Genomic DNA, 23,786 nt, shown 5'->3' with positions numbered 1-23,786 from the left:
GTGTTGGAGGTGGCGGTGTGGGGGTGGGTGATGGTGGCGGCGTGAGGAGTGCAGGCGGGGTGGCGCGTGCTGGTTGCGTGGGCGGACGAGACGGTGGTGGTGGCTTTGGTGAGTGCAGGTGGGCGTCTGCCGGTCAGGGGCCGTGCAGATTCCGTTGAGGGCTCGAAGGCGGTCAGGCACTGCCGGGAGGTGTGGTCGTCTGCATCGGCGCTGTCAATCGTCGGTGGGGCGGGGAGCGCGGACGTTCAGTAGGAGTCCGGTGAGGGCGGCGCCTGCGGCGGCGAGGGTGCAGAACAGGTAGACGGACGTGTAGTCGCCGTGGCTCGCCGGGCTCGGCAGCAGCGCGGCCAGGACGGCGATGCCGAGGGCGCCGCCGAGTTGGCGGGCCGTGGTGTTGAGGCCGGTCGCGCCCGCGAACCGCAGCGGCCCGACCGACAGTGCGGCGGCGGTGGCGGTGCCCGTGCCGACCGCGCCCATGCCCGCCCCGACGAGGAGCCCGACGGGGAGCCAGAAGGTCAGGAAGTGCGGCTCGGCGGGGAGCGCGGCGCACGTCCAGATCCCGGCGGCCACCATGGTCAGGGCGCCGCCGGCCACGGCGGGACGGGCGCCGAGGCGGCCGGTGAGCCGGCCCGTCGCTATCGCCGCGGCGGTGGCGGTGAGCGCGCCGGGCGTCGAGGCGAAGCCCGCCTTGAGGACGGAGTAGTGCCACTGGTCGGTGACGAAGAGCACGCCGAGCAGCAGCCACGAGTACAGGGCCGTCCCGTACAGGAACGAGGCCGCGTTGGCGACGGCGAACGAGCGGCTGCGCCACAGCGAGATCTCCAGCGCCGGGACGGGGTGCCGCGCCGACCGCCGCAGCGCGAGCGCGATGAGGGCCGCGCCGCCGAGCAGCAGGCCGAGCGTCCGGGCGTCCGTCCAGGCCCAGTCCCGGGTCTGGGTCACGCCGAGGGCGAGCCCGCCCACGCCGCCGCCGAGCAGGAGCGTCCCGGCGAGGTCGGGCAGCCGGCCGCGGCCGCCGGAGGCGCGGGGCAGGCGCAGCCCGGCCAGCAGCATCGCGGCGCCGACCGGGAGGTTGATGGCGAACAGCGAGCGCCAGCCGAACGCGTCCACCAGCACCCCGCCCAGGCTGGGGCCGATGGCGGCGGCGAACGCGCCCGCCGCGCTCCACAGCCCGATGGCGCGCGCGCGGCGCTCCGGTGGCGTGTCGTGCAGCAGCAGCGCGAGGGACGCGGGGATCATCGCGGCCGCGGCGGCGCCCTGCACGCCGCGCGTGGCCAGCAAAACCGGGACGTTCGGGGCGGCCGCGCAGGCCAGCGAGGCGAGGGTGAACAGCCCGACCCCGGCCTGGAACAGCGCCCGCCGCCCGACGACATCGGCCAGCCGTCCGGCCGGAGCGAGCAGCGCCGCGAACAGGACGGCGTACAGGGTGATCACCCAGGTCAGGCCGGAGAGCGAGGCGGCCGGGAAGTCGGCGTGCAGGTCGGGGACGGCCAGGTTGGCGACGGTCGCGTCGAGCATGGCCAGGAACGTCGCCCCGGCGGCCAGCAGCGGGACGCCGCGTCGCGCGGCGGTGCCCGCGGCCGGCGGGGCCAGGACGGACTCGGCGGTCATGGGATGCCCCTCCAAAGAAAATAAACGAACGGTCGTACTTTCTTCTTCCGGGGGCGCCGTCGTCAAGGGGTCCCGTCCGTTGACTTTGGACGAACGATCGTGCAGATTCATGGCATGGGCACCGACGGACGGCTCCTCAAGGGGGAGCAGACGCGCAGGGTCATCCTCGGCCGCGCCGCGGACATCGCCTCCGCGGAGGGCCTGGAGGGACTGTCGATCGGGCGGCTCGCCACCGAGCTGAGGATCAGCAAGAGCGGCGTGTTCACCCACTTCGGCTCCAAGGAGGAGCTCCAGCTCGCGACCGTCCGCAGGGCGGTCGAGGTGTACCGCGAGCACGTCGTCCAGCCCGCGCTCGCCGCTCCGGAGGGCCTGCGCCGCGTCCGCGCCCTCCTGGACGCCTGGCAGCGCTACCAGCGCGCACCCGTGTTCCCCGGCGGCTGCTTCTTCTACTCCACGACGGCCGAGTTCGACGCGCGCCCCGGCCGCGTCCGCGACGCCATCGCCTCGTCGCAGCGCGACTGGCACGGCTTCCTCGAACGCTGCCTGCGCGAGGCCCGGGACCTCGGCGAGATCGACGCCGCCACCGACGTCGCCCAGCTGGCCTTCGAGTTGGACGCCGTCTGCCGCACCGCCGCCGCCCGCGCCCTCCTCCTCGACGACCCGTCCGCCTACGACCGCGCGACCCACGCCATGAACACCCGCCTGGCCGCGGTCGCCCTCTGACCGGCCCGGGCACCGCCCACCGCATGGCGAGCGGCGGGTCGTTGTTGTGACGGGGGCCATAGCAACGACCCGCCGCAAGACGCTGCTGCTTCTGGGGGCGGACCCCAGCGGCTTCGCCGCGAGGTGAGGTTGGCGGGGGTCAGGCCGTCTTGCTGTAGGACGGGCGGGCGTTCAGGGCCTCCACGTCCGAGAAGGACGTCTGGCGGTAGGCGCCGGTGATGGTGGTCAGCTCCTCCGGGTCCAGGACGTCCTCGATGGAGGTGAAGCCCTCCGGGGCGCGCTCGCTGACGGTGTGCAGGATGCGGTCGGCGGGCATGTCGCGGCAGGCCAGGACGATCGCGTTGACCGTCTCCCGGCGGTCGCGCTCGTAGGCGAGCAGGCCCTCGGCGGGGTCGGCGGCCCCGGCCAGCCGGTGCACCAGGACGCGCGCGTCCAGGACGGCCTGGGAACCGCCGTTGGAGCCGATCGGGTACATGGGGTGGGCGGCGTCGCCGAGGAGGGTGACCCGGCCGAACGTCCAGCGGTCCAGGGGATCCCGGTCCACCATCGGGTATTCCAGGATCTCCGCCGACGCGGCCAGGAGCGCCGGGATGTCGAGCCAGCCGAACGTCCAGTCCTGGAAGTGGGGGAGGACGTCCTCAAGGCGGCCCGTGCGGTTCCAGTCGGCGGCGCGCTCCAGCCGGTCGTCGGCCAGCTTGACCTCCGCCACCCAGTTGAGCAGGGCCTTCCCGCGCCGCTCCGCCTGCTTGGAGATGGGGTAGACGACCATCTTGGACGCGGTGTTGCTGCCCGCGACGGCCATCGTCCGGCCGGTCAGGAAGGGCTCGCCCTCGGCGATGCCCCGCCACATCCGGATGCCGTTCCACAGCGGCGCGCCCTCGCCGGGGTGGAGCTGCTTGCGGACGGTGGAGTGCAGGCCGTCCGCGCCGACCAGCACGTCGGCCCGGACGGTCTCGGCGGCGCCGGACGTCCGGTCGCGCAGGGTCGCCCGCACGCCCGTGCCGTCCTGCTCGAAGCCCTCGAACACGGTGCCGGTGCGGACCGCGTCCTTGCCGAGCCGCCCGATGACGGCGTTGAGCAGCGCCATCTGCAGCTCGCCGCGGTGGATCGAGTACTGCGGCCAGTTGTAGCCGAGGGCGCGCCCGCGCGGCTCGCCCCAGATCCGGCCGCCGAACCGGTCGAAATGCACCATCTCGGCGGTCGGCACGCCGGTCGCGGCCAGCTCGCCGCCCAGCCCCAGCTCGGTGAGCTCGCGGACCGCGTGCGGCAGCAGGTTGATGCCGACGCCGAGCGGCCGCAGCCGGACGGCGGAGTCGACGACGAGCGCCTCGACACCGGCCTCGTGCAGGCTCAACGCGGTGGTGAGCCCGCCGATCCCGGCCCCCACGATGAGTACGCGCATGAATCGCCCTTCGTTGTTCCCCGGGGAGAGCGGAGGCCCCGCATGGGCGCCGGTGCCCGCGCTCGCCCGTCTCGCTTCTTCGCGTTGTTCGCGCCGCCTCCGAGAAGCGGCGGCTTCCAGCGGCCCGCCGTCAGCGGCGGCCGGGCGCGGCGGGCGCGGCGCCCGGCACCTTCGCGCCGCCGCGCACCAGCCGCCCCACCTCGGCCCGCATGCGGACGAACTCGGGCATCCCCCGCGTCTCGATCTGGTCGCGCACGGCGGGCAGGCCGACCGGGAGGTCGGCGTGCACGCGGGCGGGGGAGCGGTTGAGGACCACGACCCGGTCGCCGACGTAGACGCTCTCGTCGATGTCGTGGGTGACCAGCAGGATCGTCATCTTCTGGGTCCGGTGCACCTGGAGGACGAGGTCCTCCAGGTCCTCCCGGGTCTGGGCGTCGACGGACCCGAACGGCTCGTCCATCAGCAGCAGGGACGGCCGGTAGGCCAGGGCCCGCGCGATCGACACGCGCTGCTGCATGCCGCCCGACAGCTGCCACGGGTACTTGCGGCCCGCGTCGGGGAGGCCCACCGACTCCAGGGCCTCCTGCGCGGCGGCGCGCCTCGCGGAGCGGGACTTCCCGCGCCTGCGCAGCGGCAGCGCTACGTTGTCGCGGACGGTCAGCCAGGGGAACAGCGAGCGGCTGTAGTCCTGGAACACCACGGCGAGGTCGTCCGGGACGCCGCTGACCGGCGCGCCGTCGAGGGTGATCGTCCCGCCGGTCGGCCGGATCAGCCCGGCGACGCAGCGCAGCAGGGTGGACTTGCCGCAGCCGGACGGGCCGACGATGCTGAGCAGCTCGCCGTCCCGCACGGTGAGGTCGAGCGAGTCGATCGCGACGTGGCCGTCGGAGTAGGAGTGCGTGAGGCCGGTTATCTGGAGCACCACGGCCGCCTTTTCTGTGTTTGCGTCGTGCGGGGGGTAACGGTGGGTCAGCTCGCGAGCCTGCGGGCTCCTGCGTGCCATGCCAGCAGGCGCCGCTCCAGCAGCATGAAGACCGCGTTGAACAGGAACCCCAGTATGCCGAGCATGACGATCCCCGCCCACATCTGCGGCAGATCGAAGTTGCGCTGCGCGCCGATGAGCTGGGAGCCGATCCCGGCGGTGCTGCCGAACAGCTCGGAGATGACCATCAGGATCAGCGCGAAGGACAGCGCCACCCGCAGCCCCGCGAAGATCTTCGGCGACGCCGCCGGGAGGATGACCGTCGTGAGCCTGCGCAGCCGGGAGACGCCGAACACGCGGGCCGTCTCCAGTTGGAGGGAGTCCACGGTGCGGACGCCGTCGGAGGTGTTGAGCAGCACCGGCCACACCACGCCGAACGCGATCGTGACGACCTGCATGGTCGCGCCGAGCTGGAACACCATGATGAAGAACGGCACCAGCGTGGGCGGCGGCACCGCGCGCAGGAACTGCAGCGCCGGGTCCAGCAGGTCGTGCAGGACCTGGGACCGCCCGATCGCGGCGCCGACCGCCACGCCGACGACGCCCGCCGCCGCCCAGCCGATGAACAGGTGGGTCAGGCTGGTGGAGAAGTCGTCCCCCGCCTTGTCCGACAGGAACAACCGCGACGCCGGGCCCGAGAACCACATCTCGTGCAGCGCCTTGACGATCGTCGTGGGCGGCGGGAAGTAGGTCTCCTTCACCACGCGCGTGGTGATCTCCCACAGCACGACGGCGAGGACGACGAGCCAGGCGCGCTCGACGAACCCCCGCGCCAGTCTGAGCCCCCTCATGCGACTCCCTCCGCGCGGGCGGAGTGCCAGCGGAACGCGATCCGCTCCAGCCGGAGCAGGCCCGCGTTGGCGAGCAGGCCGAGCACGCCCGCCCAGCAGGCGCCCGCCAGCATGAGGTCGGTGCGGCCGCCGCCGGCCTGCGTCTCGGTCAGGTAGATTCCCACGCCGTTGTCCCCGCCGGACAGCAGCTCGGTGCTGATCACGACGATGAGGGCGACGGACGCGGCGATCCGGACGCCGGTGAGGATGAACGGCGCGGCGCTCGGCAGCGAGACCCGCCACAGCACCGACGGAGTGCCGAACCCGAAGGCGCGCAGGCTCTCCTTGGCGACCGGGTCGACGTCGCGGAGCGCGTAGAGGGTGTTGACGAGGATCGGCCACACCGAGGCGTAGAAGATCAGCGACATCTTCATCTGCGTGACCGAGCTGAACATGATGATGGCGAGCGGGATCAGCGCGACCGAGGGGATGGGGCGGCACAGCTCGACCAGGGCGCGCGAGGCGGTGCCCAGCAGCGGTACCGAGCCGAGCAGCACGCCCAGCGGGACCGCCGCGAGCACCGCCAGCGCCAGGCCGCCGGCCCACGCCTTCAGCGTCGCCCCGAGGTCGACGAGGAAGTCGTTGTCGCCCCCGAGCTCGAACGCCTCCCGCAGGACGGTCGACATCGGGGGCAGGGCGGTCTCGTCCGCGAGGCCGGTACGGCTCGCGGCCTCCAGGACGAGGACCACCCCTGCCACCCCGGCGGCGCCGAGTGCGATACGGCGTCGGTTCATGAACTGGACGCGATGAGGGGCTTGATGTCGACGCGGTTCGGGACGTACGCGAACTGCTGCATCACGTCGGCCACGCGCTGGAGGCGGGTGGCGTTGAGCGAGGTCGGGTACGTGCCGTAGCTCATGGTCGAGGCGACCTTGGCGTCGATGCCCTTGGCGTACGTCGGGAGGACGTCCTGCACGACCTTGCGGTCGGCCGCCATGCCCTGCGCCTTCACCAGCGCGCGCTGGAACGCGGCGACGACCTTCGGGTTCTTGTCGGAGAACGCCTGGGTGGAGGCGTACCCGGCGATCGGGAAGTCGGCGGTCGGGCCGCTGGACAGGTCGGCGATCATGCGGGCGCCGAGCGACTGCTGGATCTGGGTGCCGAACGGCTCGATCGCCTGGACGGCGTCGACGCTGCCGGACTTCAGCGCGGCCTCCATCGCGGGCGGCGCGACCTCGACGAAGTTCTTGTCCTCGTCCAGGGTCAGGCCGTCGGGCTTGGCGGCGGCGCGCACGAGCAGCGTGCTGATGTTGCGCTTGGTGTTGACGCCGATCTTCTTGCCCTGGAGGTCCTTCATCGTGTGGATGGAGGAGTCCTTGGCGACCAGCAGCGTGTGGGTCTTCGGCCCGCTCTGGAAGCCCTCGGCGACGATCCTGGGCTTGAACCCGGCGTCCTTGGTCGAGGCGGTGAGCAGCGAGACGTAGTTGCCGAAGGTGATGTTGAGCTGCCCGCTCTTGAGCAGCGGGATGGCCTCCGCGCCGCCGCTGACGACGCGCGTCTTGACGTTGAGGCCCTCCGCCTTGAACAGGCCCTTGGAGATGGCGAGTTGGAGGGGCGCGGTGTCGGCCACGGTCATGGTGCCCACGGTGATCTGGTCCTTCTCCAGACCGTTGGCCGACTTCTTGTCGTCGGAGCCGCCGCACGCGGCGGCGGAGAGCGCTACCGCGATGGCGAGCGCGCCACTGAGGGCCGCGCGGCGGTGGGAAGCAGACATGAGCAACGCTCCATATGCGGGGAAGCTGACTGAAGCTGATCTTTCAACCGAGCGGGGAGCGTAGCGCACCCGTGGACAGGGCGTCCGGGAGATGCAAGCTTTTACGTGGACATATGTGAACATGCCTAACAATCTGTGACATTGATATCCAGTCCATCACAAGTCCAGACCGGTGTGATCATTCGGGTTGGCCATGATGGTGGCTCTGTGTTGCAATGTTCCGCGCTCGTCCGCAGTGCCGCGGGCGAGCGACGCCGACCCGAATCTCATTCAGGTCACCGTGCGCCGCGAGCGGACAACCCAGTGAGAGGTAGCGGAGGGCAGTGCGGAAAGCCGAAGGGGCGGAGATCGCCCCGCAGACCCCCCAGCAAGCCCCGCCTGCCAGCGAGGACACTCGACACAGAGGGTCTCTGGGAGGCCGGGTCCGGCTGCGCAACTGGCGCGTGCCGACGCGCCTGTTCGCGCTCATCGCGGTCCCGACCATCGTCGCCGCGCTGCTCGCCGGATACCGGGTCACGGTCTCCATGGACAACGCGGACGCGTACCGGCGCACGGGCCAGTTGGCTACTCTCGGTAAGCAACTGACCGCGCTCGCGCACGAAATGGAGAACGAGCGCGACGCGCTGGCCGAGCGGGCGGCCGGCGGCGACCGCGCCGTCGACCCCGCGACGCTCCAGACGCGGCAGGAGTCGGTGGACGCCGCCGCGCGCAAGGCGATGGACGCCGCCGGCAAGGTCGGCGGCGGCGGATCGGGCCTGAGGCTCGCCGTCGGCAACGTCGTCAACCGCGTCAACGACATCGCGCCGCTGCGCAAGCTGGCCGAGCGCCTCGCGCCCGGGCCGATCGTCGACAAGTACAGCGAGTTCATCGCCGACTTCAACGGCTTCCACATCCTGACCTCCCAGGACGCTCCCACGCCCGAGCTCGCGCAGAAGGCGCTGGCCCTCGCGGACGTCGCGCGCGCCAAGGACGCGGCGTCCCGCGAGCGCGCCCTCGTCTCCGCCGCCCTCTGGCAGGGCCGGTTCGAGCCGATCGACCGCCGCTCGGTCGACGACGCCCGCGCCTCGATGAACACCGCCACCGCCGCCTTCCGCAACTCGGCCACCCCCGCGCAGCTCCGCCTCTACGAGGACTCCGTCACCGGCCCCGAGCTGGACCGCGCGGAGGTCACCCGGCTCCAGGCGCTCGCCCGCGCGGACGCGTCCGCGCAGCTGAAGGTCAGGCTCGGCGCCCGCGTCGCGCGCGGCTGGACCTCCGACGCCACCGCGCGCGTGGACCGGCTGCGGGCGGTCGAGCAGGAGCTGGCCGCCGACCTGGCGTCGCTGGCCGAGCAGGAGCGCTCGGACGCCGAGAGCGCCGCCGTCCGCGACGGCGTGCTGCTGTTCCTCGTCCTCGCGATCGTCCTCGTCACCGTCATCATCGTCGCCCGGTCGCTGGTGCGGCCGCTGCGCCGGCTGCAGTCGGGCGCGCTGGAGGTGGCCAGCACCCGGCTGCCCGGTCTGGTCGACCGGCTGCGCGACCCCGAGGCGGCCGCCGGCGGCATCGAGGTCGAGCCCATCGACATCGACTCCACCGACGAGATCGGCCAGGTCGCGCGGGCCTTCGACGAGGTTCACCGCGAGGCGGTCCGGCTCGCCGCCGACGAGGCCGTCCTGCGCGGCAACATCAACGCCATGTTCGTCAACCTCTCGCGCCGCAGCCAGTCGCTCATCGAGCGCCAGCTGCGCCTGATCGAGGAGCTGGAGCAGAGCGAGCGCGACGAGGAGCAGCTCGCCAACCTGTTCCGGCTGGACCACCTCGCCACCCGCATGCGCCGCAACTGCGAGAACCTCCTGGTCTTGGGCGGGCAGGAGCAGGTGCGCCGGTGGAACCAGGCGGTGCCGCTCATCGACGTCGTCCGGGCGTCGCTGTCCGAGGTGGAGCAGTACGAGCGGATCGCCCTGCGGGTTCAAGGCGACATGACCGTCGCCGGGCCCGTCGTCAACGACCTCGTCCACCTGCTGGCCGAACTGGTGGAGAACGCCACGGTGTTCTCCTCGGAGGACACCAAGGTGACGGTCTCCGGCCAGATGCTCAGCGGCGGCGGCTCGATGCTCCAGATCACCGACAACGGCGTCGGCATGTCGCCCGACGAGCTGGAGCAGGCCAACTGGCGGCTCGCGAACCCGCCCGTCATCGACTTCTCCGCCGCCCGCCGCATGGGCCTGTTCGTGGTCGGCCGCCTGGCCGTCCGGCACGGCATCCGGGTGGAGCTGCGCGCCGCGCAGGGCGGCGGCCTCACCGCGTTCGTCGTCCTGCCCGACGCCGCCGTCACGCCCGGCGAGACGGGGGGCATCGGCACCCGTGGCCTCGGCTCGCGCGAGCCGAGCGGCCAGGGCCGGCTCGCCGCGCTCACCGCGTCCGGCGAGCCGCCCGCCATCGGCGTCGGCGGCGCGTTCCGCCAGAACGACGGCTCGGGCCCGATCCCCTCGCTCGGCGGTACCGGAGCGCAGCCGGTCGCGGGCAGCGGCGCGCACCCCATGGTGGGCGGGACGGGCCCGCACCCCATGGTCGGCGGCACCGGCCCGCAGCGGCCCGTCCGCGGCACCGGCCCGCAGCCGATGATGGGCGAGACCGGGCCGCTGCCGGCCACCGGCGGCGGGACGGGCGCGTTCCCGGCCGTCGGGGGGTCGGGTTCCTTCCCGGCCGTCGGCGGGACCGGTGCCTTCCCGGCAGTCGGCGGGTCCGGCGCGCACCGCGCGGTCCCCGGCACCGGCGCCCAGCCGATCGTCCCGCCGGGCGACCCGTACGCGGGCGACGACCGGCAGCCGCCGCGCAGGCCGGGCGAACTGCCCGTCCGCCAGCCCGGCGCGCAGCTCCCGGGCCGTCCCGCCATCCCGTCGCCCGAGGAGCAGGGCCAGCCGAACGGGCTGTTCCAGCCCCGCAGCGAGCGGATGCAGGGCCGGCAGGACACCGGCGGTGGCAACGGGCTCTACCGGCCGGGCCGTCACACCGCTCCGCAGTCGGTCGTCCCGGAGGCGCAGCCGATCCTGCCCGAGCACGGCGCGCCCAGGCAGATCCCCTGGGAGACGGGCCCGCTCCAGCAGGTCGGCGGCGGCACCGGCCCGCAGCCGGCCGCCCCGTACGCCGACGGCTCCCCCAGCGGCGCGCAGCCCCAGGTCCCCGACGGCGGGGCCCCGTGGGGGGACATCGGCGACCCGGCGGCGCCGGACGCGGCACGGCCGGACGACCCGACCGTGACCGCGCCCAACCTGCCGGAGGACGCCGTCCCGGAGCCGCCGCGTCCCGAGCCGTCCGGATACGAGCACCCCGTCCAGGGCGCGCTCGCACAGCCCGCCGTCGCGCGGCCGCCCGCCGCGCAGGCACCGCCGCAGGGCCCGCCGCAGGCGCAGCGGCCGAAGGCGCCGCCCCGGGTGCCCGAGCGCTCGCCGATCTTCGACGCGATGCAGTCGGAATGGTTCCAGCGCAGGTCGGGCGGCGCGGCCGGCGAGGACCCCGCCAAGGGCTGGGAGTCCCCGGCGGACGCGGGGTTCCGCGCCGCCGAGGCCGCCCAGGAGCCCGTGCAGGGCGCGCGGACGGCAGTCGGGCTGCCGAAGCGGGTGCCCGGCAAGAACCGCATCCCCGGCGCGGTGGGCAGGCAGGCGAACCCGGCCCTGTCCGCCAACGGGCAGGGGCCGGCCGCCCCGGCGCAGGGCGGCCCCGCGAGCCAGGCCGGCCAGGACCAGGCGGGCCAGGGCCCGTCCGGCGAGGGCGGCCCGGCGCAGGGACAGGCATCCGGCCAGCCGGCCGATGTCGTGCGCAACCGTTTTTCGAGCCTGCAGCGCGGCGTCCACCGGGGGCGCAACGAGGCTCGCGGCGGGGGCACATCAGGTGAGGCGCCGTCGCAGGGCGACGACGAGACAGGAGGCACCCGGTGAGCGGGCAGGATCTCAACTGGTTGGTGACGAACTTCGCGGACCGTGTTCCGAAGGTCGCGCACGCCGTCGTGGTCTCCTCGGACGGCCTGCCGATGGCGTACTCGTCGGGCTTCCCGCCGGAGCGCGCGGACCAGCTCTCGGCCATCGCCTCGGGGCTGATGAGCCTGACGCAGGGCGCGGCGAAGATCTTCGACGCGGGGGGCGTGAACCAGACCGTGGTCGAGATGGACCGCGGGCTGCTGTTCGTCATGTCCATCACGAACGGGTCGGTGTTCGCGGTCCTCGCGGCGCCCGACTGCGATCTCGGGCTGGTCGCGTACGAGATGACGCTGCTGGTGGAGCGGGTGGGCCGGGTGCTGACCCCCGCGCTGCGCTCCCCGGACCAGCAGCAGCCGCCGTACGCGGGACCGCCGGTGCCCGAGATGGGCGCCGGGCCCGCCCGTTATTGACCGTGATTGCGTGATTGCGTGATTGACGTGACTGACTCTGACGGAGGTCGGCGACATGGAGCGAGGCAGTCCCTTCGGAGGCGGTCCCGGCGGTCCCGGCGGCCCGGGCGGCCCCGGCGGGTCGGGGCCGTGGCCCGGTGACCAGGGACGCGTTCCGGGGCAGGGACGCCCGCCCACCCGGGACGAGGGGGGCGACTCCAGCTCGCTGGTGCGGCCCTACGCCGTCACCGGAGGGCGCACCAAGCCCCGGTACGACCTGGCCATCGAGGCCCTCGTCACCTCGGCGCCCTACCCGCCGCGGGACGTGGCGATGCTGACCCCGGAGTACCGGGCGATCATGGACCTGTGCCGGTCGGCCCGCTCGGTGGCCGAGGTCTCGGCCCTGCTGCGGCTGCCGCTGGGGGTGGCGCGGGTCCTCGTCGCCGACATGGCCCTCGAAGGACTGCTGCGGTTGCACCAGTCGCGTCCGACCACCGCCGGCGGCCAGCCGGACCTCCGCTTGCTAGAAAGGGTGCTCAGTGGCCTTCGGAAGCTCTGACCAGGTTCCGGCCCCGGGGCCGCGCGGCGGGGAGGCCGAGCTCACCTCGGTCAAGATCGTCGTCGGCGGCGGGTTCGGCGTCGGCAAGACCACCTTCGTCGGGTCGGTCTCGGAGATCATGCCGCTCACCACCGAGGCGGTGATGACCGCGGCCAGCGCCGACGTGGACGACCTGTCGGCCGTGCCCGACAAGACGACCACCACGGTCGCGATGGACTTCGGGCGCGTGTCGCTCGACAGCGAGCTGATCCTCTACCTGTTCGGCACGCCCGGGCAGCACCGCTTCTGGTTCATGTGGGACGACCTGGTCCGCGGCGCGATCGGCGCGGTGGTCCTGGTCGACACCCGCCGGCTGGAGGACTGCTTCGCGGCCGTGGACTACTTCGAGGAGCTCGGCCTGCCGTTCGTAGTGGGCGTCAACGGGTTCCACGGCGAGTTCCAGTACGCGGTCGAGGACATCCGCGACGCCCTGTCGATCAGCGCGCACGTGCCGATCGTCCAGTGCGACGCGCGGAGCCGCGACTCCACCAAGCAGGTGCTGATCACGCTCGTCCAGCACGCGATGACGGTGCACTCCACCGGCGCCCCGGCCGGGGCGCCCGCGCCTCCGGCGACCTCCGGCGGCAGCCTGGGACCGGCCTCGCCCAGCTGGACGTGACCGCGGATCCCGGCCCGGCTGTCGCGTCGCCCACATCGGACCCGCCTACGGTCGCGTAGGTTGTGTGCAGCATGCATCATAAATCCACGTGATCGAACATGAACCTGTCCGAGGGGTTGTCATGGGCGAAGTGGAGCAGATTCGGACGTACGTGGCGATCGGCGACAGCTTCACCGAGGGGCTGAACGATCCCTATCCCGGCGAGGCGGACCGCTTCCGGGGCTGGGCCGACCGGCTCGCGGAGCACCTCGCCGAGCGGAGCCCCGGCCTGGGATACGCCAACCTCGCGGTGCGCGGCAAGCTGCTGCGCCAGATCGTCGACGACCAGGTGCCGCAGGCCGTGGAGCTCGCGCCCGACCTGGTGACGTTCTGCGCGGGCGGAAACGACATGATCCGTCCCGGCGCCGATCCGGACGCGCTCGCGGTGGTCTTCGACGACGCCGTCCGCCGGCTGCGCGCGACCGGCGCCCGCGTGCTGGTGTTCACCGGCTTCGACACGCGGGGCCTGCGCACGGGCGGCCGCATCCGCGGCCGGGCCGCCACGTACAACATGCACCTGCGCGCGATCGCCGACCGCCGCGGCTGCACGGTCGTCGACCTGTGGCCGCTGCGCGTCTTCCACGACCCCCGCGCCTGGTACGAGGACCGCCTGCACCTGTCGCCCGAGGGGCACCGCCGGATGGCCCTGCGCGTCGCCGAGGTCGTCGGGCTGCCCGTCAGGGAGGACTGGCGCGAGCCGTGGCCGCCGATGGACCGTGCCGATTGGCTCACGATGCGCCGCGAGGACATCCACTGGGCGCGCACCTACCTGCTGCCCTGGCTCGGCCGCCGCGCGACCGGCCGATCGACCGGCGACGGGCGCGGTCCGAAGCGCCCCACCGCCCTCCCGCTGTAAAGGGTCCTCCCGCTGTAGACGGTCCTTCCGCCGTCGCGGGCGGCGCGGGCGCCTCCCCGGGCCCGGCGCGCGCCGGCGGGCGCGTCACGAGCCCTGGGCGGCGGGGCCGGGCCCGGCGGCCACCGCCTCCGCGAGCGTGGGCAGGACGGGGATCCGCCGGTGCAGGCCGGTGATCTCCAGCGTGCGGCGGACGAGGGGCCGCGGCCCCGCCAGGGCCAGGCTGCCGCCGGCGGCGGTGACGGCCTTGTAGCAGCCGACGATGACCGACAGGCCCTGCGAGTCCATGAACTCCAGGTCCTCCAGGTCGAGGACGACGTGCTCGCCGTGCTCGGCGCGGGCCGAGCGGAGCTGCCTGCGCAGCTCGTCCGAGCAGGCGATATCGAGCTCGCCGCGCAGGCGCACGACGGTGCGTCCGCCGTGCTTGCGGGCGTTGATCTCCAGTGGTGGCACCGGGGGGTTCCCCCTCCTGTCACGTGGCGTCGGCCGGGGGGCCGCCGGCCGATACTTTCCCTGTGACAACTATCGCGGACGGCGCGCCGCATGCCAACCCGCCGCGCGACAAGGGTGTGTGTGATCGCGCCGGGTCGTAGGGTGCATGCGAGAAGTGATGTCCCCCGACCCGCTGTGTATGGAGAAGGACCCCCAGGTGAGTTCCCCCCGGCTGCCGGACCATCTCGAAGTGCTGCTCACCGACGAGCCCGTCCTGGACGTGTACGCGTACGGGCCATGGCGCGTGCCGGACGGCCTGTACGCGGAGCTGCGCGAGCGCGCGGTCGCCTACAACGCCGACCCGCGCGCCGTGGTGCTGACCAGGCAGCTCAGCGACTTCTACGGGCAGGGCACCAGCGCCGCGGGGGCCGAGCAGTGGTCGCTGCTGACGTTCCTGCTGGGCGCGTCCGCCGTGCGCGGCGGGACGCGCGGCGACGTCGACTACGAGCTGCTGTCGGACTTCCTGGCGACGCCCGAGTCCGCCGTCCGCGACTCGGTGGCGTGGTTCACCCAGGGCGCGCGGTGGCGCCCGCCGGGCCTGTGGCTGCCCGAGCCCGCCGGCGACGACCGGGAACGCCGCGCCGTGATGTACGAGCTGGCGCGCGAGGGCCTCGACGTCTTCGACGGGCTGGAGCCGCTGGAGCGCCGCCGCCGGACGCTGATGGACCTGTTCGACCGCCGGGCCGCCGATCCGGCGCTGCGCGAGCAGGACATGACCGTCCCGCAGGGCGCGCTGGAGGACCTCTGGGCGGCGGCCCTGACCGATGACGAGCTGGCCGTCCTCCCCGAACTGGCCGGGCCGATCGGATACCTGGGCTGGGCGTGCGCCGGGCTCGACGCCGCCCGCGAGCGGCTCGCCGGGGCCGTCCCGGACGGCGACGAGCCGGACGTCGCGCTCGCCCGGCTGCTGCTGGCCGCCGAGGCGGCGGCCGTCCCGGCGGAGATGGCCGTCGCGCTCGGCGCCGACCGCTACGCGAACGTGGAGGACCGGTTCCGCGCCGTGCGCGAGGGCTTCTCCGCCGAGGCGTGGCAGCTTGAGGTGCGCGCGTGGCTGGCCCGCGGCCTGGTCGCCGGCGAGGCCGACGCCGCCCGCGCCTGGCTCGACATGGCGGTCCGGATCACCGGCGCGGTGCAGGGTCTGCCGGACGCGGCGACCAGCCCCCGCTGCCGCGTCCCCGTGCGGCCCTTCCAGGCCGACCTGAGGCGCCTGTTCACGGCCCGCCGGGTCTTCAACCCGCTCGGGGACACGCTGTTCCCCGGCCGGTCGCAGGAGCCATCCGGCACGGGCGGCTCCGAACGCCCCGCCGAGGGCGCGCAGCAGGAGCCGCCCGGCCCGGACGAGGCCGTCGAGAAGGCGCTCGTCGGGCAGCCGGAGCTGACCCGCGCCGTCCAGGACGCCCTGGCGGCGCGGCTCGCGGGCGAGCGGCCCGTCCGGATGCTCATCGCGGGTCCCGAGGGCACCGGCAAGGGCACCGCCGCCGAGGTCCTGGAGCGGCGCCTCGCCGAGGGCGGCGCCGTCCGCGAGGCGCTGTGGATCTCCGACCAGGTCTTCGCCTCGCTCGGCGTGAGCGACGCCGTCCTGTGGCTGCAGGCCCGGATCCGCGACTGCCTGGACGCCCGCATGCTGCTGGTCGTCGACGACCTGGAGCGCCTCGTCACCCACGAGCGCTGCGGCGCCGCCGCCGTGGAGGAGCTGCGGCGGCTCATGGCGCGCTCGCCGTCCCTCGACGTCGTCGCGCTGTGCCGCCCCGGCGGCGACCGGCGGCTGTTCGACGCCAACCCGGCGCTGGTGCGGGCGTTCGAGGTCGCGCGGACGCGGGACTTCGCCGAGGACGACTTCGCCGAGCTGTTCACCCTCGCCGTCGCGCGACGCGGCGCGACCGTCGGCCCCGAGGTCGCCGCCACCGCCGGGGTCCTGCTCAGCCGGACGCCTCCGCTGCTCAACCTGCGCGGCGCCCGGCTCGTGGAGCACCTGGCCGCGCAGTGCGCCGCCGCCGTGCGGTCCCGCACGTCCGCGCCGCCCCGCACGTCCGCGTCCGGCGAGCTGGAGATCACCGCGGCCGACCTGCCGCAGCGGCTCATCCCCGGCCGCCGCACCGAGACCGACCCGCTCGCCGAGCTGGCCGCCTGCGCCGGCCTGGAGCCGGTGAAGCGCGAGGTGGACGCGCTGGTCGCCGAGGCGAAGGCGGCGCACCTGCGCCGCGAGGCGGGCATGGCCGTCGCCGAGCGCCCCCGGCACCTGGTCTTCGCCGGGAACCCGGGCACCGGCAAGACCGTCGTCGCGCGGATCCTCGGCCGCATCTACGCCGATCTCGGCGTCCTGTCGTCCGGCCACATGATCGAGGTGGAGCGCGCCGACCTGCTCGGCGAGTACGCCAGCGAGAGCGTCCTGCGCGTCCGCCGGGCGGTGGAGCAGGCGCTCGGCGGGGTCCTGGTCGTCCGCGACGCGCACACCCTCGCCTCCGCCGCCCCCGAGGGCGCGCGCGTCCGGGAGGCCCTGGAGGTGCTGCTCACCGCCGTCCAGGCGCACAACGACGACCTGGTCGTGGTGCTGACCGGGCCCGAGGCCGAGCTGAACGGGCTGCTGAAGTCCGATCCCGACCTCGCCGCGTTCTTCCCGCGCACCGTCCGGTTCCCCGACCTCACCGAGGACGAGCTGGTCGAGGTGTTCGCGGGCAAGGCCGCCGACGCCGGGTTCGCGCTCGCCCCCGGCGTCCTGGACAAGGTCCGCGGGCTCGCCCAGTCGGCCTCGCGCGACCGCGGCTTCGGCAACGCCCGCATCATGATCAACCTGCTGGACCGGGCGGTCGCGATGCAGGGCCGCCGCGTCCTGGCCGACGGCATCGTCGACGAGACCGAGTCGCTCGACGAGATCCTCCTGGAGGACGTCCCCGACACCCTCGCCCGCGGCCGCGACGCGCTGCCCGGCGACCCGATCGCCGACGTCGACCGGCTCATCGGCCTGGAGACGATCAAGCGGGAGGTGGCGTCGCTGGTCGCCGAGGCCCGCGCCGAGCAGATGCGGCGCGACGCCGGCGTCCCCCTCGCCTCCCCGACCCGGCACATGGTGTTCATGGGCAACCCGGGCACCGCCAAGACCACGATCGCCCGGCTCATCGCCGCCGTCTACGCCCAGCTCGGCCTGCTGTCGTCCGGCCACCTGGTGGAGGTCACCCGCGCCGACCTCGTCGCCGAGTTCATCGGCCAGACCGCGCCCCGCGTGCGGAGCGTCGTCGAGCGGGCGCTCGGCGGCGTGCTGTTCGTGGACGAGGCGTACGCCCTGTCGGCCGCGGGCGGCGACCAGCGCGACTTCGGCCACGAGGCCGTTGCCGAGCTGCTGCGGCTCATGGAGGAGCACCGGGGCGACCTGGTGGTCATCGTCGCCGGCTACGACGCCGAGATGGAGCGGTTCCTGAAGTTCAACCCGGGCCTGGACGCCCGCTTCCCCAAGGTGCTGCGCTTCCCCGACTACTCCGACGACGAGCTCGTCACGATCTTCGAGTCCATGGCCGCCGAGGCCGGCTTCGCGCTCGCCGACGGGGTGCTGGACGCGCTGCGCGGCCTCGTCGCCGCCCAGCCGCGCGGCTCCTCGTTCGGCAACGCCCGGCTCGTCCGCAACCTGCTGGACGCGGCGGTCTCCCGCCAGGCCGAGCGCATCACCGCCGCCCACGACGCGAACCCCGCCGACGTCGGGCCCGCCGAGGTGCGGCTGCTGCGCCCCGAGGACCTCCCCAAGACCCCGCCCCGCGAACGGGAGGGCGGCTACGGATACATCTAGGCCACGGGGTCGTCGTCAGGCCACGGGATCGTCGGCGTAGGCGGCGGCCTGGAGGCCGTACAGCTCGGCGTACAGGCCGTCCTGGGCCATCAGGGTGCCGTGGTCGCCCTGCTCGGTCACCCTGCCGTGCTCCAGGACGAAGATCCGGTCGGCGTAGCGGACGCTGGCCAGCCGGTGCGTGATCAGCAGGACCGTCCGGCCGTCGGCGTGCGTGCGGATCCGCTCGAACAGGTGGTGCTCGGCCCGCGCGTCCAGGGCGGCGGTCGGCTCGTCGCAGATCAGCAGCGGCGCGTCCCGGTAGAACCCGCGGGCCACCGCGAGGCGCTGCCACTGGCCGCCCGACAGCTCCGCGCCGCCCTGGAACCGGCGGTCCAGCAGCGTGTCGTAGCCGTGCGCCAGCCCGGCGACGACCTCGTCCGCCCCGGCGGCGCGCGCGGCCGCGAGCACCGCCGGTTCCTCGCCCGCCCCCGTGCCGGCCTTCGCCTCCGGACGGCCGCGGCCCATCGTGATGTTCTGCCGCGCGGTCATCGGCCAGTGCGTGTACTCCTGCGCGATGACGGCGACGCGGTCCCAGACGTCCTCCGGTGGGACGCCGGTCAGCGGCACGCCGTCCCACAGCACCTCGCCGCCGTCCGGGTCGTACAGGCCGGCCATGATGCGCGCGAGCGTCGTCTTGCCCGAGCCGTTCTCGCCCACCAGCGCCACGACCTCGCCCTTGCGCAGCTCCAGCGAGATGCCGCGCAGGGACGGCGTCTCCGCCCCCGGATAGGTGAACGTGACGTCCTGCACCTGGACGCGCGCGAAGTCGTCCGGAAGGGGCCGGCGCTCCTCCAGCCCGGAGGCGGCCGGCAGGGCGCGGCGCGGGACCCTGGACTCGGCGGCGGCGCAGAAGGCCAGGTAGTCGCCGAAGTACAGGCCCTCCTCGTAGCACTGGTTGACCGCGAACACCAGGTTGACCAGCGACGTCTGCCCCGCCCTGATCGCCAGGACGGCCGTGCCCGCCACCGCCAGCGGCACCGCCCCGCGCCACAGCATCAGGCCGAGCGCGGCGTAGACGGCCGCGATGGCGACGCCCTTGAGCATGTCCCCGGTGACGCGGACGATCGTCTGGCGGCGGGCCAGGTCCAGCTCCACGCCGCGCTGGTAGGCCGCGAACCGGTCGTACTCGCCGAGCAGGAACGACCGCATCGTGAACGAGCGGACCTCCGCGGCGTGCCGGCGCTCGATCATCAGATCGGACAGGATCCACTTGCGGCGCGCCACCCCGACCAGGGTCAGCTCCGTCAGATACCGCATCCGGGCGCTGCGGACGGACGCCCACCCCTCGGGCAGCGCCGTCAGCAGGAGCAGCGGCAGCAGCAGCGGGTGCAGCACCCCGAGCGTCCCGGCGGCCGCGACCATGCCCACGGCCCCGGTCAGGACGTCGATCGCGTGCTGGACGACCCGGGGCGCCGACATCATGCCCCGGCCCTGCGCGCGCTTCAGCTCGTCCAGGAAGTCGGAGTCGTCCAGCGCGGTCAGGTGCACCGCCGTCGTCGCCTCGTACAGCCGCAGCTCCACCAGCCGCTCGACCTGGGGCTCCAGCCGCGCCTGCGCCCAGCCCGCGCCCGCCTGGAGCCCGGCGCGCAGCGCCACCGCCCCTGCCACCACCGCCAGCGCGGGCAGCGCGTCGCGGACCCGCTCCGGCGTCGGGCCGCCGCTGAACAGTGCCGTGAGGACGCCGGTGGTCGCCAGCAGCCCGAACGCGGTGAAGACCCCGGCGAGCAGATTGAGGGAGATCGTCACGGTCGTGTCGGCCCGGCTGGCCCGCCACGCCAGCCCGGCGGCCTGGACGATCACGGACGGTAGCCTCCGCGCCATCGTGCTCATCCCGGTCTCGGCGAGCTCCCCGGTGCGCGCGTGCCACCGGTGGGTCGTCAGCTCCGGCAGTTCCAGAGCCGGAGGCGCCCCGCCTTTCCTGCCCCTCTTGCCGCGCCTACCTCCGCTTTCACTCCCGTCACCCTGGTACGGCCCCTCCTTCAAACGCCGCCGCGCACCCATCCGCCGCCTCTCGCCGTACGTACGTCCAAGGGAAGTGTGCTCCGGAAGGAGGAGGATGTCCCACACATATGTCACATAGCGTGGCTATTTGAACTGATGGACAATCATGCGCCGGATGGACGCGGCCGGCACCCCGAGTTGTCTAAGGTCTACGGCAAGACCGACGCCCGGCCCGAGGGGCCGGACACACAAGGAGGGCGAGCGCGTGGCGCGCAGCAGGCACGACCCCGTCCCCGCGGACCCGAACGCCTACGGGCGGGACCCGTACGGCGACCCGTACGCGGACCCGTACGCCGGTGACCAGCTCGCCGGAGGCCGGATCGACCAGGGCGGCTTCGGGGACGGCCCCCCGGTCCGGCGCCGCCGCCGGCGCCGGTGGCCGGCGATCCTGCTCGCCGTCCTCCTCGTCCCGCTCCTGCTGCTGGTGGCCGGCTACTTCTACCTGGACTCGCGGCTCAAGCGCGAGACCGTCCTCACCGACTATGCCGGCCGGGTCGCCGACACCCCCGGCACCAACTGGCTGGTCGTCGGCTCCGACAGCCGCGCGGGCCTGTCGAAGGCGGACCAGCGGCGGCTCAAGACCGGCTTCACGGCGGGCCGGCGCACCGACTCGATGATGCTGCTGCACTACGGCTCCGGCGGCACGTCCCTCATCAGCCTCCCGCGCGACTCCTACGTCCCGATCCCGGGGCACGGCTCCAACAAGCTGAACGCGGCGTTCGCCTTCGGCGGGCCCAAGCTGCTCGTCCAGACGGTGGAGAAGAGCACCGGCGTGCACATCGACCACTACGCCGAGATCGGCTTCGGCGGCTTCGTGGGCGTGGTGGACGCGATCGGCGGCGTCGACATCTGCGTCAAGGAGCGGATCAACGACCCCAAGGCCGGGCTCAAGCTCCAGCCCGGCTGCCAGACCCTGAACGGCGGCGAGGCGCTCGGCTACGTCCGCACCCGGGCGTTCGCCCGCGCCGACCTGGAGCGGGTCGAGCACCAGCGGCAGTTCTTCGGCGCGCTGATGAAGAAGTCGACGAGCCCCGGCGTCATGCTCAACCCCTTCCGCGCCATCCCGCTCGCGCTCAACGCCACCGAGAACTTCCTCGTGGACGACGGCGACCATCTCTACGACCTCGTCCGCATGATGTGGGCGATGAAGGGCGTCAGCGGCGGCGACGGCGTGACCACGACGGTCCCGATCGGCGGCGGCGGGAGCGCGGCGGGCGTCGGCTCGTACATCAGCTGGGACAAGGCCAGGGCGGCCACCCTCTTCGAGGCCCTCAAGCAGGACCAGAAGATCCCGCCGAGCGTCATCACCAAGTGACGCCGTGCCCGGGCCCGCACCCCGCCGGCGTTGGCCGATGCGGGCGCCACGAGGCGCGTGCCCGGGCGCAGCAGGGACTGGTGAAGCATGCCCTAGAGTCGGGGCATGTCAGATGTGACGCCTGACGGCACGGAGCTGGACGAGCTGCCGTCCAAGGAACTGCACGACCGTGCGATGGCCCTCGCCAAGGAGCGGCGCGACGTCGGCTTCCTGTGGGACCTGCTGCGTGCGATCCCCGCCGCCGCGGCGGCCACCGGCGAGGTCGACCGCGCCGAGTTCGACCTCCTGCACGGCCTGTCGCTGCTGGAGGAGTTCACGCACGCGGGGGAGGGCGACCTCGCCGACGCCCTCCGCCCGTTCTACATCGACTACCTGGTCACTCACCCCAAGGGGAGATGACCCTCTCTTTACCGTTACTTGATCTCCCTCCGGCCGTCACCGGGAATCACTCTCTGTAGGCAACTGACCGCAGAGGGTGGTTGAAGTGAACAAGAAGCATCTGAAGATGGCGGGCATCGCCTTCGCGGCGTGGTACATCATCAGCACGCCCAAGGGAGCGGCGAATCTCGTCCACAACGCCCTGAGCGGCCTCGGGTCCGCGGCGGAGTCGTTCTCCCAGTTCATGAGCGCGATTCCGAACTAGCCGCGCGCTCCTTCGGCCCCGCGCCCGGAAGGTGCGGGGCTCTTTCGCGCACGGGCACCAACCGGTGGCCCCGCCGTCACAGTAAAATCCCGCTTTGCGGGCTGACGCGGCTGGGCACAATTGGATCGGGTCAATGTGCCGCTGCGCTACAACAGGGACGGCGTTACGTGATTAGTCAGAAGAACCTCCGCTATGTGGCGATCGCCTTCGTCATCTTCTACCTGCTGAGCTCACCCCAGGACGCCGCGGACGTGGTGAACAACACGTTCAGCAAGCTCGGGGAGGCCGGCGACCAGCTGTCCTCGTTCGTCAACAACCTGGGCAAGTAGGAGCCTGGGCCGGCGCCCGGCCAGGGACGCCGGCGACCTCGCCGCGGACCGGCGGCGGTGATCTCCTAGGATCGACCGCATGTCTGTCTTCGACGTAGAGATCGATGGTCTGCGGGGCGGTTCCGCCGACCTCGGGCAGTACCAGGGCAAGGCCGTGCTCGTCGTCAACGTCGCCTCCAAGTGCGGCCTCACCCCGCAGTACTCCGGCCTGGAGCGGCTGCAGGAGCGCTTCGCCGAGCGCGGCTTCACCGTCCTCGGCGTCCCCTGCAACCAGTTCATGGGCCAGGAACCGGGCACCCCGGACGAGATCGCCGAGTTCTGCTCGACGACCTACGGGGTCAGCTTCCCCCTCACCGAGAAGGTCGAGGTCAACGGCGACGACCGGCACCCGCTGTACCGAGAGCTGGTCGGCACGCCCGACGCCGACGGCCACACCGGCGACATCCGATGGAACTTCGAGAAATTCCTCATCGGCCCGGACGGCGCCGTCGCGGCGCGGTTCGCACCCCAGGCCGAACCCGAATCGGCCGAGGTCGTCGCCGCCATCGAGGAGACCCTCCCCACCTGACCACCCGGGCCGCGCCCTCCGCGACCCGGGAGGGCGCGCCCCCTGTGAACCCCGCCACAACGGCTTGCCGCTATTCGATGCGGCGTCTATTTTGGGCGCCTAGCACGGGAGGTGCCATGGGCTGGACGGCCGACGACATACCTGACCTGCGCGGACGGCGCGCGATCGTCACCGGGGCCAACAGCGGCATCGGCTACCACACCGCGCTCCAGCTCGCCCGGCACGGCGCGTCCGTCGTCCTCGCCTGCCGCAGCGCCGAGCGCGGCCAGGCCGCCTTCGACCGGATGAAGACCGCCGCCCCCGCCGCCGACCTCACCCTCGGCGCCCTCGACCTGGCCGACCTGGCCTCCGTCCGCGCGTTCGCGGCCCGCCACGGCGAGGACCCCCTCGCCATCCTCGTCAACAACGCCGGCGTCATGGCCCTCCCGCGCCGCACCACCGCCGACGGCTTCGAGATGCAGTTCGGCACCAACCACCTCGGCCACTTCGCGCTCACCGGCCTCCTCCTGCCGGCCCTGCGCGCCGCCCCGTCCGCCCGCGTCGTCACCGTCACCTCCGGCGCCGCCTGGGCCGGCCGCCTGCGCTTCGACGACCTCCAGGGCGAGCGCCGCTACCGCAAGTGGGCCGCCTACGGCCAGGCCAAGCTCGCGAACCTCCTGTTCACCAAGGAACTCGCCCGCCGCGCCCCCGACCTGGCCAGCGTCGCCGCCCACCCCGGCTACGCCGCCACCAACCTCCAGGTGGCGGGCCCCAGGATGCAGGGCAGCGCCCTTCTGGAACGCGGCGCCGCCCTGACCAACCTCGTGGCCCAGCCGGCCGCCTCCGGCGCCCTCCCGTCCCTCTACGCCGCCACGTCCCCGCACGTCCAGAACGGCGCCTGCTACGCCCCCCGCCTCCTCCAGTAC

Annotated in this window: 21 protein-coding genes; 13 read left to right on the top strand and 8 right to left on the bottom strand. The window is 73.5% G+C overall.

The genetic code is table 11. The features are described from left to right. Positions 1–213: 213 nt before the first annotated feature. Entirely contained in the window at positions 214–1,611 is a 1,398-nt protein-coding gene (locus E1298_RS23935; RefSeq protein WP_165975633.1) for an MFS transporter, read from the bottom strand. 114 nt (positions 1,612–1,725) lie between these two features. Between E1298_RS23935 and E1298_RS23930 the strand changes: the two genes are divergently transcribed. After that, the gene (locus E1298_RS23930) at positions 1,726–2,334 is read left to right on the top strand and encodes a TetR/AcrR family transcriptional regulator (protein WP_131896912.1); all 609 of its coding nucleotides are present in this window, start codon (positions 1,726–1,728) and stop codon (positions 2,332–2,334) included. A 139-nt stretch (positions 2,335–2,473) separates the two neighbouring features. Here E1298_RS23930 and E1298_RS23925 read toward each other — a convergent pair whose 3' ends face one another. The 5 genes from E1298_RS23925 to E1298_RS23905 all read right to left on the bottom strand — a co-directional run bounded on the left by E1298_RS23925 (position 2,474) and on the right by E1298_RS23905 (position 7,262). Further along, entirely contained in the window at positions 2,474–3,736 is a 1,263-nt protein-coding gene (locus tag E1298_RS23925; protein WP_131896910.1) for a flavin-dependent oxidoreductase, read from the bottom strand. A gap of 130 nt (positions 3,737–3,866) precedes the next feature. Continuing rightward, positions 3,867–4,658 (bottom strand): ABC transporter ATP-binding protein, encoded by a 792-nt coding sequence (locus E1298_RS23920; RefSeq protein ID WP_165975632.1) that lies wholly within the window; start codon positions 4,656–4,658, stop codon positions 3,867–3,869. A gap of 47 nt (positions 4,659–4,705) precedes the next feature. Next, on the bottom strand, positions 4,706–5,509 hold the full coding sequence (locus E1298_RS23915) for an ABC transporter permease (protein WP_131896906.1): 804 nt from the start codon (positions 5,507–5,509) through the stop codon (positions 4,706–4,708). Beyond that, a complete protein-coding gene (locus E1298_RS23910) occupies positions 5,506–6,282 on the bottom strand; it encodes an ABC transporter permease (protein WP_131896904.1) in 777 nt (258 codons plus the stop codon). The genes E1298_RS23915 and E1298_RS23910 overlap by 4 nt, the downstream gene beginning before the upstream one ends. Continuing rightward, positions 6,279–7,262: an ABC transporter substrate-binding protein gene (locus E1298_RS23905; protein WP_131896902.1), complete on the bottom strand. Its 984-nt coding sequence runs from the start codon at positions 7,260–7,262 to the stop codon at positions 6,279–6,281. The genes E1298_RS23910 and E1298_RS23905 overlap by 4 nt, the downstream gene beginning before the upstream one ends. A gap of 443 nt (positions 7,263–7,705) precedes the next feature. On the opposite strand from E1298_RS23905, the gene E1298_RS23900 reads away from it, so the two are divergent. The 5 genes from E1298_RS23900 to E1298_RS23880 all read left to right on the top strand — a co-directional run bounded on the left by E1298_RS23900 (position 7,706) and on the right by E1298_RS23880 (position 13,719). Continuing rightward, positions 7,706–11,179 carry a nitrate- and nitrite sensing domain-containing protein gene (locus tag E1298_RS23900; RefSeq protein WP_207944801.1) on the top strand — a complete coding sequence of 1,158 codons (3,474 nt, stop codon included), beginning with the start codon at positions 7,706–7,708 and terminating at the stop codon, positions 11,177–11,179. Then, positions 11,176–11,628 (top strand): roadblock/LC7 domain-containing protein, encoded by a 453-nt coding sequence (locus E1298_RS23895; protein WP_131896900.1) that lies wholly within the window; start codon positions 11,176–11,178, stop codon positions 11,626–11,628. The genes E1298_RS23900 and E1298_RS23895 overlap by 4 nt, the downstream gene beginning before the upstream one ends. A 55-nt stretch (positions 11,629–11,683) precedes the next feature. Then, positions 11,684–12,166, top strand: a complete 483-nt coding sequence (locus tag E1298_RS23890; RefSeq protein WP_131896898.1) for a DUF742 domain-containing protein — start codon at positions 11,684–11,686, stop codon at positions 12,164–12,166. Beyond that, positions 12,147–12,824, top strand: coding sequence for a GTP-binding protein (locus tag E1298_RS23885; protein WP_131896896.1), 678 nt, complete (start codon positions 12,147–12,149; stop codon positions 12,822–12,824). The genes E1298_RS23890 and E1298_RS23885 overlap by 20 nt, the downstream gene beginning before the upstream one ends. 121 nt (positions 12,825–12,945) lie before the next feature. Continuing rightward, positions 12,946–13,719, top strand: coding sequence for an SGNH/GDSL hydrolase family protein (locus E1298_RS23880; protein ID WP_131896894.1), 774 nt, complete (start codon positions 12,946–12,948; stop codon positions 13,717–13,719). An 84-nt stretch (positions 13,720–13,803) separates the two neighbouring features. On the opposite strand, the gene E1298_RS23875 is transcribed toward E1298_RS23880, so the two are convergent. After that, positions 13,804–14,169: an STAS domain-containing protein gene (locus E1298_RS23875; protein WP_165975631.1), complete on the bottom strand. Its 366-nt coding sequence runs from the start codon at positions 14,167–14,169 to the stop codon at positions 13,804–13,806. Positions 14,170–14,365: 196 nt separating this feature from the next. On the opposite strand from E1298_RS23875, the gene E1298_RS23870 reads away from it, so the two are divergent. Beyond that, complete coding sequence (locus E1298_RS23870) at positions 14,366–17,986, top strand: AAA family ATPase (RefSeq protein WP_131896890.1); 3,621 nt, start codon at positions 14,366–14,368, stop codon at positions 17,984–17,986. A gap of 15 nt (positions 17,987–18,001) precedes the next feature. Here E1298_RS23870 and E1298_RS23865 read toward each other — a convergent pair whose 3' ends face one another. Continuing rightward, positions 18,002–19,855 carry an ABC transporter ATP-binding protein gene (locus E1298_RS23865; RefSeq protein ID WP_243725760.1) on the bottom strand — a complete coding sequence of 618 codons (1,854 nt, stop codon included), beginning with the start codon at positions 19,853–19,855 and terminating at the stop codon, positions 18,002–18,004. Positions 19,856–20,231: 376 nt separating this feature from the next. Here E1298_RS23865 and E1298_RS23860 point away from each other — a divergent pair, with 376 nt between their 5' ends. The 6 genes from E1298_RS23860 to E1298_RS23845 form a co-directional block, all read left to right on the top strand. Further along, positions 20,232–21,341 carry an LCP family protein gene (locus E1298_RS23860; protein ID WP_243725759.1) on the top strand — a complete coding sequence of 370 codons (1,110 nt, stop codon included), beginning with the start codon at positions 20,232–20,234 and terminating at the stop codon, positions 21,339–21,341. Positions 21,342–21,446: 105 nt separating this feature from the next. Beyond that, positions 21,447–21,740 carry a hypothetical protein gene (locus E1298_RS23855; protein WP_131896884.1) on the top strand — a complete coding sequence of 98 codons (294 nt, stop codon included), beginning with the start codon at positions 21,447–21,449 and terminating at the stop codon, positions 21,738–21,740. 85 nt (positions 21,741–21,825) lie between these two features. Continuing rightward, entirely contained in the window at positions 21,826–21,984 is a 159-nt protein-coding gene (locus E1298_RS48340) for a hypothetical protein (protein WP_165975630.1), read from the top strand. A 167-nt stretch (positions 21,985–22,151) separates the two neighbouring features. Continuing rightward, on the top strand, positions 22,152–22,313 hold the full coding sequence (locus E1298_RS48335; protein ID WP_165975629.1) for a hypothetical protein: 162 nt from the start codon (positions 22,152–22,154) through the stop codon (positions 22,311–22,313). 79 nt (positions 22,314–22,392) lie between these two features. Beyond that, on the top strand, positions 22,393–22,881 hold the full coding sequence (locus E1298_RS23850; protein ID WP_131896882.1) for a glutathione peroxidase: 489 nt from the start codon (positions 22,393–22,395) through the stop codon (positions 22,879–22,881). Positions 22,882–22,997: 116 nt separating this feature from the next. Then, a partial coding sequence (locus E1298_RS23845) for an oxidoreductase (protein ID WP_131896880.1) occupies positions 22,998–23,786 on the top strand: 789 nt, incomplete at its 3' end.

Origin of the sequence: Actinomadura rubrisoli, from assembly GCF_004349215.1 — a bacterium.
Classification (GTDB): domain Bacteria; phylum Actinomycetota; class Actinomycetes; order Streptosporangiales; family Streptosporangiaceae; genus Spirillospora; species Spirillospora rubrisoli.
This window is presented reverse-complemented; position numbering and strand designations above follow the sequence as displayed.